Below are 12,462 nucleotides of genomic sequence, written 5' to 3' on the forward strand. Positions count from 1 at the left end.
ATGAACCTTCTTAAATTACCCCTTATCGGTTGCCTTATGCTGGCGGCTGGTGCTGTTTGCTCACAAACCCCCGCCAAAGTATATCACGAAGGTTACCGTCCGCAGGTGCATTTTTCACCCAAAGCTAAATGGACCAACGACCCTAACGGGTTGGTTTTTTATAAAGGAACTTATCATTTATTTTTCCAGCATTATCCTGATGATATTGTTTGGGGGCCAATGCATTGGGGCCACGCCGTAAGTACTGATCTTATCCATTGGAAACAAATGCCCATTGCGCTGTATCCCGATAAACTGGGCTATATATTCAGCGGCAGCGTGGTAGTTGATGAAAATAATACATCCGGGTTTGGTAAAAACGGGCAAACGCCGTTGGTAGCTATTTTTACCCATCACGATCCCGAAGGTGAAAAATCCGGGTCAAATACTTTTCAGAATGAGAGCCTGGCCTATAGTTTAGATGCAGGGCAAACCTGGACTAAATATGCCGCTAACCCGGTACTTAAAAATCCAGGCATAAAAGATTTCAGAGACCCTAAAGTATTTTGGTATGCACCGCAGCATAAATGGGTAATGAGCCTGGCCACTAAGGACAGGATAACCTTCTACTCCTCTAAAAACCTGAAAAACTGGACAAAAGAAAGTGAGTTCGGTAAAACTGTTGGTGCACACGGAGGGGTTTGGGAATGCCCTGATCTGATATCGCTGCAGTTAAACGGTAAACAGTATTGGGTGCTGCTGGTGAGCATTAATCCGGGTGGCGAAAACGGCGGCTCGGCCACGCAATATTTTGTTGGAGAGTTTAACGGTCATACGTTTACCCCGGTAAGCACCAATACCAAATGGATAGACTACGGACCGGATGATTATGCAGGGGTAACGTGGTCAAACACAGGCAATCGTAAAATATTTTTAGGCTGGATGAGTAACTGGATATACGCCAACCAGGTGCCAACCAAAACCTGGCGCAACGCCATGACCATTCCGCGCGAATTGTCGTTGAAACAGGTTGGGTCTGATATTTTCCTGACCGGCACCCCGGTGAAGGAGTTAGGCCGTATTGCATCAAAATCGTTAAGAATAAACCCTGCAACCGCAAAGCTTCCTGCACAATACACGCTTAAGTTTGATGTAACCAAAATCAATGATTATTCCCTCGAGTTTTCTAATGATGCAGGTGAAAAACTGATAATAGGTTATGACAGACAGAAGAGCAGGTATTATATAGACAGATCGAGATCAGGAGAGATAGCTTTTAATAAAGAATTTGTCAATATGGCCTATGCACCGCGTTTATCCGCTTCATCAACATCAACAGTAGAACTGGTTATGGATGCCTCATCAGTTGAGCTGTTTGCCGATGGCGGATTGACTATCATGACCGGTATATTTTTCCCTTCAAAAACCTACACACATTTAAAGGTGGTTAGCAATCAGGCCGATATTAAAAACATGGTACTAACACCACTAAGCTCTATTTGGTAGGAAGATAAAAAATTTGTTCACCCGGTAATGATCCCACTGGTCCCTCATCTTGTCATCCGGGGGTAGCGAGGAATTGTATACGTTGCGATAAACCATCGCTTGTTTAAGTTTTTTTCACTCCGTTCAAGAGATAGTTCTCTTCGCTATCGCTCATTCGAAATGACAGGTTGTTTTCCTCTATTTGCCATGCAGAGGTAACTATACCAACCCACGTTGTCATACGGGCAGTAGCGAGGAATCTTATACGTTCCGATAAACCGTCGCTGGTCTATAAAAAGCAAATAAAGCACCTTATCTGTACCCTTCTGCGTAAAAATTTTGCCTTATTCCTTCCGATAGACGGGGTCTGATTTTCATCAGAAATCATACTATTTCCTGATATACTAAAAGCCGTTTTGTATCAAAAACAAAGCTCAGGAACGGTAAAATGGCCTTTACCTGTATAAAAATTATTAAAAACGCGCAATAGAAAAATTGACCAAAAAAGTGTTGAAAACTTTTTGGTGGTAAAAAGTGTTAAAAAGTGGTAAAAGTACCTACATTTACGTTACAAATATTGTTTAGCCAAGCTAATGTCCTACTTAACCGGTGAATTTGAATGTAAACTGGATGCCAAAGGTCGCATGATGATCCCCGCTGGCCTCAAAAAACAGCTTCCCGAAGCTGAAACAGAGGCGCTTGTGATCAATCGCGGCCTGGAAAAGTATCTTGTTATCTACACCAAAAAGGAATGGGACAAAAAACTGGATGAACTGAGCAAACTTAACGAATACGATAGAAAAAGTATACAATTTGTAAGATATTTTACCGGAGGGGCCACCACGCTGGTACCCGATAGTGCCGGGCGTGTGCTTTTACCGAAAAATTTACAGGAATATGCGGGCATCGGTAATGATGTAGTGCTTACTTGTATGCTCAACAAAATAGAGGTTTGGGATAAAAAGGCACATGCGGAAATGGTAAACAACGAACCGGAAAACTTTGCTGAACTGGCAGAGGAAGTAATGGGGAATAAAGTGAGGAGGATGTATGAGTAATTACCATACTCCTGTTATGCTGGCGGAGTGCATCGAAGCGCTCGAAATTAAACCCGACGGTACCTATGTAGATGTAACCTTTGGCGGTGGCGGACATTCGCGTGAGATCATGAAGCATTTGGGTGATAATGGCTGCCTGCTGGCTTTTGACCAGGATGCCGATGCGCAGCAAAATGCTATAGATGATGAACGCTTTACTTTAATTGATCAGAATTTCAGATACCTGAAGAATTTTTGCCGTTTGCATAACGCTATCCCTGTTGATGGTATACTGGCGGACCTCGGGGTTTCCTCTTACCAGTTCGATCAGGCGGAGCGGGGCTTTTCCATTCGTTTTGATGCAGAGCTGGATATGCGCATGAACCAGTCGGCAGAACTTAGCGCTAAGGAAGTGGTGAATAATTATTCGGAGGCAGAACTGCACCGCATATTTGGTATGTACGGCGAAATTCAAAATGCTAAATCGCTGGCTAAAACCATAGTAACTGCAAGGCTTAACGGCCCGATAATTACCGTTGCCGATCTGAAAAACACCATAAGTAACCTTATACCACGCGGTAAAGAAAACAAATACCTGGCACAGGTTTTCCAGGCGTTGCGGATAGAGGTAAACCAGGAACTGGAAGCCTTAAAAGATTTTTTGATCCAGTCGGCAGAGGTGCTGGCTACCGGCGGCAGGCTGGTGGTAATGTCTTACCATTCGCTGGAAGATCGCCTGGTGAAAAATTTTATAGCCAAGGGAAAGTTCAGCGGCGAGGTAGAGAAGGATTTTTATGGGAATGATAATAAACCATATAATGCGGTAAGCCGTGGTGCCATAACTGCAGATAGTGAAGAAATAACTAATAACAACCGGGCGCGCAGCGCCAAATTAAGAATAGCTGTAAAAAGATGACCAACCGTTTACGTACAGAAATTCAGGCAGAAGAATTAGCTGAAAAGGAGCTTATCGTGGAAGAACGCCCTAAAAAGGAACTTCAGGATAATGTTGTAATTCAATTTTTAACCAAGGGTGCCATTACTACCGAGGATGCAACCCGCGCAATGCCTTTTATTTTATACGTGGTTTTTTTGTGCATGCTTTATATAGGTAACAGGCACATGTCCGAGAATAATATTCGCGATATAGCTAAAATAAGTAAAGAGGTAAAAGAACTGAGCTGGGAATATAAAAGCACAAAAGCTGATCTGGCTTACAAAAGTACATTAACAGAGGTTGCTAAACGGGTTGATACACTGGGTATAAAAACACCTGTTGAGCCGCCGTTAAAAATAGCAGAGGAGGAGGCACAGCAATGAGTATCAGGACCAATATCTTACTAAGAGTTTACCTGGCTTTTGGCCTTATTCTTTTATTTGCCGGGGCGGTACTTTTTCAGCTTTGCAGGGTTCAGTTTGTGCAGGGTGCTAAGTGGAAAGAAATGTCGGCCGAGGTTTCTACCCGGTACGAGAATGTTGCAGCCGCTCGTGGTAATATTTTTGCCGTTGATGGCAGTTTGCTGGCTACATCCGTACCTGAGTACGAATTACGTATGGATATGCTGGCATCCGGAATAGCCGACGAAAGGGTTTTTGACGATAAAATTGATTCCCTGTCCATGAAATTATCAGCCATGTATGGCGATAAATCTGCACGTGAGTATTCCAGGATGTTTCGCGAAGCACGTAAAAACAAGGCGCGCTATCAGCTGATAAAACGCAACGTAAGTTATAACGAGCTTAAAAAGCTTCGCCAGTTTCCGGTGTTTAACATGGGCAGGTACAAAGGCGGGCTTATTATTGTTCAGGAAAACAAACGCATACTTCCGTATCATTCATTAGCATCGCGTACCATAGGTTATAAAAATAAAAATGTAAAAAACGGTGTAGGGCTCGAAGGGGCTTACGCCAGTTATATTGATGGCGAAAGCGGAAAACGTTTGGAGCGCCGCATGGCGGGTGGTGTATGGATGCCTATAAATAATGAGGATGAGATTGAGCCAAAAGAAGGCGCGGATATCATTTCTACCATTGATGTTAATTTCCAGGATGTGGCGCAAAGCGCGTTAGAGAAACAACTGATAAAAAGTGACGCCGACCACGGTACGGTTGTGTTGATGGAAGTTGCCACCGGTGAGGTACGTGCCATTGCTAACTTTACCAAAGTGGCACCCGGCGAATACCGCGAAAAATTTAACTACGCCATAGCCGGTAACCAGGATCCGGGATCAACATTTAAAGTGGCCTCTTATATGGCGCTGTTCGAGGATCATAAGGTAGATACCAGCGATATGATACAAACCGGCACCTACCAGGTTCCCGGCCATCTTATTAAGGACTCGCATATGGGCCTTGGTACCATTACGGTAAAAAAAGCTTTTGAGGAATCTTCAAACGCGGCGGTAGCCAGAATGGTGTATGAGGGTTATCACGAAGATCAGGAACGTTTTACCGATCATTTATACGATTGGCACTTGAACGAACGTATGGGGCTTCAGATACCCGGCGAAGCCAAACCTGTGGTAAAAAACCCCACCTTCCGAAGTTGGAATAAGAATTTAACATTGCCGCAAATGGCTTATGGCTATGAAATGCAGCTTACACCATTAAAAATGTTGTCGTTTTATAATGCCATTGCTAATAATGGTAAAAATATTACGCCAATTTTTGTTAAAGAGATAAGGCGCCTGGGTAACCCTGTGGAACAATTCCATGCACGGGTGGTTAACCAAAAAATATGCTCGGAAGAAACCCTGCGTAAGATGCATGCCCTGCTGGAAGGGGTAGTTGAGGACGGTACCGGTCACAGTATAATATATAGCCCGCTTTATAAAATAGCCGGTAAAACGGGTACGGCTCAGGTTGCTGATGATAATAAGGGTTATAAGGCTAACCGGAAATATCAGGCATCGTTTTGCGGCTATTTTCCGGCAGATCATCCTAAATACTCCATGATAGTGGTTATTAACGATCCTAAGAACGGGTATTATGGTGCATCGGTAGCGGGTCCGGTTTTTAAAGAGATAGCCGATAAGGTTTTTGCCAGCGATCTGGAATTAAATTCTGCTCCGGTACATTTTATTGGTAATACAACACTGCCAAAGTACAAGCCCGGCAATATGCAGGCGCTTAAAAAGGTTTACAGCACATTTAAACTTAAACCCTTATATGCATCTGCTAATGCGGCCGCTACAGGTATCGATACAAGTAACGGTATAGCTTTCGAGGATAACAAGTATAAACCAGGTACAGTTCCGGATGTAACGGGTATGGGCCTTAGCGATGCGCTTTACCTGTTGGGTAATGCCGGTTATAAGGTGACGGCGAGGGGCAGCGGTGCGGTAATCAGTCAATCAGTTACGGGTGGCAGCTTAATACCTAAAGGATCAAGAATAATAATTGAATTGCAATGAGATATTTAAGCGATATAATGGAGGGGGTGGCATTTACCGAATTACAGGGAAGTGCCGATGTGGATATAACAGCAATTGTTTTTGATTCGCGAAAGGTTGTGCCGGGCTGCTTGTTTGTAGCCATGAAGGGCACCTTGGTTGACGGGCACGATTATATTGAACAAGCTGTTAAAGATGGCGCCGTTGCCGTAATATGCGAGGAACTGCCCGCGCATGTAACCGGAGAGGTCGATTTTTTAATGGTGGCCGATTCGGCGAAGGCATTGGGCATCATAGCCGCGAACTTTTACGAAAACCCATCATCTAACTTAAAATTGGTAGGGGTAACCGGCACTAACGGAAAAACCACCATTGCTACCTTATTATATAAGCTGTTCCGCGATATGGGTTACAAATGCGGCCTGTTGTCAACTGTTGAAAATCAGATCAACGGCAGGGTAATAGCGGCAACGCATACCACACCTGATCCGGTTGCACTGAATAAGTTACTGAGCGATATGGTGAATGAAGGCTGCGATTATTGTTTTATGGAAGTGAGCTCACACGCGGTTGCCCAGCATCGTATAAACGGACTTACATTTTCCGGCGGTATATTCTCCAACCTTACCCACGATCATCTGGATTATCATAAAACTTTTGAAAGTTATCTTAAAGCCAAAAAGCAGTTTTTTGATACACTGCCAAAAAGCGCGTTTGCTTTAACAAACATCGACGATAAAAACGGCAGCGTTATGTTGCAGAATACCGCCGCCCACAAAAAAACGTATGGCCTTAAAAGCATGGCCGATTATAAAGCCCGCATTATTGAAAATCAGTTCAGCGGCTTGTTTTTAAATATTGATAACCAGGAAGTGTGGTTTAAGCTGGTGGGTACATTTAATGCCTATAATTTATTGGCCGTATATGCTACTGCCATGCTGCTGGAGCAGGACGAAGCTAAGGTGCTGGTAAGCCTGAGTAAATTGTCTGGCGCCGAGGGCAGGTTCGATTATATTACCGCGCCTAATAAAACCGTGGGTATTGTTGATTACGCGCATACGCCGGATGCTGTACAAAATGTGTTAAGCACTATCCATGACATCCGTAAAGGCAGCGAAAAGGTGATCACTGTAATAGGCTGCGGCGGCGACAGGGATAAAACCAAGAGGCCGGTGATGGCCAAAGTGGCCAGCGAGTGGAGCGATAAGGTGATCCTGACTTCCGATAATCCGAGGTCCGAAGATCCGGCGCTTATTATTAAAGATATGGAGGCAGGTGTAGACCCTGCGTTTAAACGCCATACGCTTAGTATTGCCGACAGAAGAGAGGCTATAAAAACCGCCTGTATGCTGGCCCAGCCGGGGGATATTATCCTGCTTGCAGGTAAAGGGCACGAGAAGTATCAGGAGATAAAGGGTGTAAAAAACCACTTTGATGATATGGAAGAACTATTGGAACAATTTAAACTGATGAACTAAATAACCTTATAATAATAACCGCAAATCTGCAAATCCGGAGGCCTTAAAAGCTGAACGGGCAGATCTGCACATTTCAAAGCCAATGCTATATTACCTGTTTAGCTATCTGAATAAAAATTACAGTATTCCCGGTACGGGGGTGTTCCAATACCTTACGTTCCGTATGGCTATGGCTGTAATTGTATCCTTACTGGTTACCACAGTTTATGGCCGCAGGCTTATTGATTATTTACGTTTTAAGCAGGTGGGCGAAACAGTAAGGAATTTAGGGTTAGAAGGGCAGATGCAAAAATCGGGTACACCAACCATGGGGGGTATCATTATTTTGCTGGGTATACTGGTGCCAACGCTGTTATTTGCCCGGTTAGATAATATCTACGTTATCATGATGCTAATTACCACCGTATGGTTGGGTGCAATTGGTTTTCTGGATGATTATATCAAAGTATTCAAAAAAAATAAAGAGGGGTTAGCGGGTAAGTTTAAAATAACCGGACAAGTGGGTTTAGCACTTATTATTGGCTATACCATGTACTTCAACAATAATATCACCATGCGGCAGGAAGTTAAATTGCCGGTTACTTATGATGCTCCTGTTGATTTTCATATGCGTGGCGATAAACAGGTGCTTACGCAGGATATAAAGTCCACAAAAACAACCATGCCCTTTTATAAGAACAACGAGTTCGATTATGCAAAGGTGTTAAAGTTTTTAGGGCCGGGTTACGAACATTACGGATTACTGGTATTCATGTTCTTTGTTATCATTATTATCACCTTCATATCAAACGGTGCTAACATAACCGATGGTATCGATGGCCTGGCAACGGGTACTTCGGCTATTATCGGGCTTACGCTTGCTATACTGGCTTACGTATCGGGTAACACTTTGATCGCTGATTACCTTAATATTATGTATATCCCTAATTCGGGTGAGCTGGTAATTTTCGCAGGGGCGTTTGTAGGAGCATGTGTGGGATTTTTGTGGTATAACTCCTATCCGGCGCAGGTTTTTATGGGTGATACCGGCAGTTTGGCTATTGGTGGTATTATAGCGGTATTCGCTATTATGATACGTAAGGAGTTACTGATACCCGTATTGTGCGGAATATTCGTGGTGGAGAACGCATCAGTTATTTTACAGGTAGGCTGGTTTAAATATACACGTAAACGTTTTGGCGAAGGCAGGCGGATATTTTTAATGGCGCCACTGCATCACCACTATCAGAAAAAGGGTTTCCACGAATCAAAGATAGTAACCAGGTTTTGGATCATCTGTATCATGCTGGCCATTATTACGGTGATCACATTAAAGTTGAGATAAAAGATAGATAATAAATTAAGTGAACGGAAACAATAACATATCATCCCAAAGGTTAGCCATACTCGGCGCAGGCGAAAGCGGCGTTGGCGCGGCCTACCTTGCCCTAAAAAAGGGGTATGATGTTTTCGTTTCTGATTTTGGCCCGGTTGCCGACCATTATAAAAAGCAGTTACAAAGTTGGAACATTCGCTTTGAGGAAAACGGACATACCGAAGAGGAAATTTTGAGCGCGGTTGAGGTAGTAAAAAGCCCCGGTATACCTGATAGGGCGCCTATAGTAAAGAGTTTATTGGAGAGGAATATCCCCGTGATATCTGAAATAGAATTTGCAGGCCGTTATACCAATGCTAAAATGATATGCATTACTGGTTCAAATGGTAAAACAACTACGGCAAGCCTTACTTACCATATCCTGAAAAATGGCGGGTTAAACGTAGGGTTGGCGGGTAATATAGGTAAAAGCTTTGCCTATCAGGTAGCTACCGAAAATTTCGACTATTATGTGCTGGAGATCAGCAGTTTTATGCTGGATAACATGTATCAGTTTAAGGCGGATATTGCTGTTCTGCTCAACATTACTCCGGATCATCTGGACCGATACGATTATAAGCTGGAAAACTACGCGGCATCCAAATTCAGGATATCACAGAACCAGACCGGGGAAGATTATTTTATATACTGCGCCGACGATGCTGAAACCGCAAAGGTTTTGCAAGGCAAACAAATAGCGGCACAGCAACTGCCGTTTTCAATAGAGAAAAAAATTACAACGGGAGCATATCTCGAACAAGACAATATTGTCATTAACATACACCAACAACATTTTCAAATGTCAATTAATGAATTGGCCCTTCAGGGTAAACATAATATTTACAATTCTATGGCTTCGGGCATTGTGGCAAAAGTGCTGGAATTACGCAGCGATTCAATGCGCGAGAGCATGGGTAATTTCAGCAATATTGAGCACCGGCTGGAGTCGGTTGGCAAAATATCGGGTATAAGTTTTATAAACGATTCAAAAGCTACCAATGTAAATTCTACCTGGTACGCTTTAGAGAGCATGACCACTGATGTGGTACTTATACTTGGCGGTGTCGACAAAGGCAACGACTACAGCATGCTGCGCGAATTGGTTAAGCAAAAGGTAAAGGCTATTGTATGCTTAGGTAAGGATAATAAGCGCATTCATGATGCTTTTGAGGACGATGTAGAGGTTATAGTAAATACCTCATCGGCTCAGGAAGCGGCACAGGTGGCTTATCATCTGGCAACAAAGGGTGATACGGTTTTACTTTCGCCGGCTTGTGCCAGTTTTGATCTGTTTAAGAACTATGAAGATAGGGGGCGTCAGTTTAAAGAAGCAGTGAAGGAGTTGTAAATGTGCGGATATGCAGATGAGAGGATGTTAAGAGGAAAGATATGCAGATGAGCAGAGTTGTTTTAGTTTATAATTAGAAAGATGAACCAGATACTAAATAACGTAAAAGGTGACCGTTGGATATGGCTTATCGTGATATTGTTATCGCTGTTATCCTTATTGGCGGTTTATAGTGCCACAGGTACCATAGCTTACAAGCACAATACCGGTGCGGAGTCATACCTGATGAAGCACATGGCCATGCTGTTTGGTGGTATCGCACTGATGTACATTTCTCACAGGTTAGATTACAGGTGGTATGCGGGCATCTCTAAATTGCTCATGATCATTACTATCCCGTTATTGTTATATACGCTGGTATTTGGTAACCATGTAAATGATGCCAGTCGTTGGATAGCCATCCCCGGCACAGGGCTTACTTTTCAAACTTCCGATCTGGCAAAACTGGCCTTAATAACTTATCTGGCACGCACTTTATCGCGCAAGCAGGAAAATATTAAAAACGTTAAGCAATCATTTATCCCTATCATGGGTTCGGTTTGTCTGGTGTTTGTGCTTATTGCATGGGCCAATCTTTCAACCGCATTAATGCTTTTTGGGGTAAGTATATTGCTGCTGATAATGGGGCGCATAAGTGTTAAGCAAATTTCGGTAGTATGTGTAGCCGGAATGGTGCTGCTGGCGGGTATCATGTTGTTAGGCCCCCGCAGGCACATGTACTTAACGCGTATTGATACTTTTATGCACCCGGAGAAAGCAGATCCGGATAAATCATTCCAGTCCGATCACTCTAAAATAGCTATTGCAACCGGCGGGGTGTTTGGCAAAGGGCCGGGCAACAGTACGGAACGTAACTATTTACCGCACCCTTATTCGGATTTTATATACGCCACTATAGTGGAAGAGTACGGTATTGTTGGCGGTTTCGCCCTCGTGGGCATCTATCTGTTTTTACTGTACCGGTGTATAAAGATCGTAACTAAGGCGCCAAAGGCCTTCGGAGCGTTATTGGCCGCTGGCCTTAGTTTCAGCTTAACCATACAGGCTTTTGCCAATATGGCTGTGGCTGTAGGCTTGGGACCGGTAACGGGGGTTCCACTGCCATTGGTTAGTATGGGCGGTACATCCATATTATTTACCAGTATAGCATTTGGTATAATACTATCAGTTAGCCGAGATATTGATGAACCTAAAAAAGTAGTGGTTGGCGAAATAAGAGAAGCTTAAAAGAGTATTAATATATAGAGGGATTTTATTAGTTAAAGCATGGCAAAGAGAATTATTATAAGTGGTGGAGGTACCGGGGGGCATATTTTCCCGGCTATTGCCATTGCCAACGCTTTAAAAAAGCTCGATCCAGCGACTGAAATATTATTTGTTGGGGCGAGTGGCCGTATGGAGATGGAAAAAGTTCCCGCGGCAGGCTATAATATTATCGGACTTGATATTCAGGGCATACAGCGTAAAGCCTTTTGGAAAAACGTGATGTTTCCGGTTAAGTTAATGAATAGCGTACGCAGAGCCTTAAAAATAATTCAGGATTTTAAACCCGATGCCGCAGTAGGGGTTGGGGGTTATGCATCAGGGCCGTTACTATATGCGGCCAGCATGCGGGGTATCCCAACGCTGATACAGGAACAAAACTCCTATGCAGGTATTACTAATAAGTGGCTGAGCAAAAGAGCAGAGAAGATATGTGTTGCCTTCGATGGGATGGAAAAGTTTTTTCCGTTTGATCGTATTATTAAAACAGGCAACCCTATCCGCAGGGAGTCGGTAAATATTGCGGGTAAGCACATGCAGGCGCTGGAGTTGTTTAAACTTTCGGCCTTTAAGAAAACCATCCTGATAACGGGCGGCAGTCTTGGGGCGCGTACATTAAATAACAGCATACTGGCAGGGCTCCATAAAATTATAGCTGCCGATGTGCAGGTGGTATGGCAAACCGGTAAGTTTTATTATAAGACCATAACGGATCAGTTAGGTGCCGATCGCCACCCTAATATATGTGTGGTAGAGTTTTTAAACCGTATGGATCTGGCGTATGCTGCCGCCGATGTGATTATTTCGCGGGCTGGGGCAGGTACCATTGCCGAGTTATGTGTGGTGAAAAAGCCGGTGATATTGGTGCCATCGCCAAATGTGGCCGAAGATCATCAAACCAAAAACGCGCTGGCCCTGGTACAGGAAAGCGCCGCCATTTTTATTGCCGACAGAAACGCAGAAGAAAAACTGGTTGATAAAGCATTGGAATTATTAAACGATAAAGAATTACAAAAAAAATTAAGCGATAATATCGGCAGTCTGGCCCTGCCTGATGCTGACGAAGTTATTGCCAAAGAGGTTATCCAAATAACAAACAACAATTAAACGGGCCTGCTCCCGGTAA

10 protein-coding genes are annotated in these 12,462 nt (G+C 43.6%); all 10 read left to right on the forward strand.

Annotation, left to right across the window (positions count from 1 at the left end; translation table 11 throughout):
* The 10 genes from I5M19_RS15415 (at window position 1) to murG (ending at window position 12,443) form a co-directional block, all read left to right on the forward strand.
* Window positions 1-1,485, forward strand: coding sequence for a glycoside hydrolase family 32 protein (locus I5M19_RS15415; RefSeq protein ID WP_200067254.1), 1,485 nt, complete (start codon window positions 1-3; stop codon window positions 1,483-1,485).
* 572 nt (window positions 1,486-2,057) lie between these two features.
* Window positions 2,058-2,522, forward strand: a complete 465-nt coding sequence (gene mraZ / locus I5M19_RS15420; protein WP_200067255.1) for a division/cell wall cluster transcriptional repressor MraZ — start codon at window positions 2,058-2,060, stop codon at window positions 2,520-2,522.
* Window positions 2,515-3,417: a 16S rRNA (cytosine(1402)-N(4))-methyltransferase RsmH gene (gene rsmH / locus I5M19_RS15425; protein WP_200067256.1), complete on the forward strand. Its 903-nt coding sequence runs from the start codon at window positions 2,515-2,517 to the stop codon at window positions 3,415-3,417. The genes mraZ and rsmH overlap by 8 nt, the downstream gene beginning before the upstream one ends.
* Window positions 3,414-3,821 carry an FtsL-like putative cell division protein gene (locus I5M19_RS15430; RefSeq protein ID WP_200067257.1) on the forward strand — a complete coding sequence of 136 codons (408 nt, stop codon included), beginning with the start codon at window positions 3,414-3,416 and terminating at the stop codon, window positions 3,819-3,821. Before rsmH ends, I5M19_RS15430 begins: the two co-directional genes overlap by 4 nt.
* Window positions 3,818-5,914, forward strand: a complete 2,097-nt coding sequence (locus tag I5M19_RS15435; protein WP_200067258.1) for a penicillin-binding protein — start codon at window positions 3,818-3,820, stop codon at window positions 5,912-5,914. Before I5M19_RS15430 ends, I5M19_RS15435 begins: the two co-directional genes overlap by 4 nt.
* Window positions 5,911-7,371, forward strand: a complete 1,461-nt coding sequence (locus tag I5M19_RS15440; protein WP_200067259.1) for a UDP-N-acetylmuramoyl-L-alanyl-D-glutamate--2,6-diaminopimelate ligase — start codon at window positions 5,911-5,913, stop codon at window positions 7,369-7,371. The genes I5M19_RS15435 and I5M19_RS15440 overlap by 4 nt, the downstream gene beginning before the upstream one ends.
* An 82-nt stretch (window positions 7,372-7,453) precedes the next feature.
* Window positions 7,454-8,695, forward strand: a complete 1,242-nt coding sequence (gene mraY, locus I5M19_RS15445; RefSeq protein WP_200067260.1) for a phospho-N-acetylmuramoyl-pentapeptide-transferase — start codon at window positions 7,454-7,456, stop codon at window positions 8,693-8,695.
* A 19-nt stretch (window positions 8,696-8,714) separates the two neighbouring features.
* Entirely contained in the window at window positions 8,715-10,073 is a 1,359-nt protein-coding gene (gene murD, locus I5M19_RS15450) for a UDP-N-acetylmuramoyl-L-alanine--D-glutamate ligase (protein ID WP_317193239.1), read from the forward strand.
* A gap of 81 nt (window positions 10,074-10,154) precedes the next feature.
* Window positions 10,155-11,300, forward strand: coding sequence for an FtsW/RodA/SpoVE family cell cycle protein (locus I5M19_RS15455; protein WP_200067261.1), 1,146 nt, complete (start codon window positions 10,155-10,157; stop codon window positions 11,298-11,300).
* A gap of 39 nt (window positions 11,301-11,339) precedes the next feature.
* The gene (gene murG / locus I5M19_RS15460) at window positions 11,340-12,443 is read left to right on the forward strand and encodes an undecaprenyldiphospho-muramoylpentapeptide beta-N-acetylglucosaminyltransferase (protein ID WP_200067262.1); all 1,104 of its coding nucleotides are present in this window, start codon (window positions 11,340-11,342) and stop codon (window positions 12,441-12,443) included.
* Window positions 12,444-12,462: the final 19 nt, after the last annotated feature.

This window comes from Mucilaginibacter segetis, assembly GCF_016522075.1.
Classification (GTDB): Bacteria; Bacteroidota; Bacteroidia; order Sphingobacteriales; family Sphingobacteriaceae; genus Mucilaginibacter; species Mucilaginibacter segetis.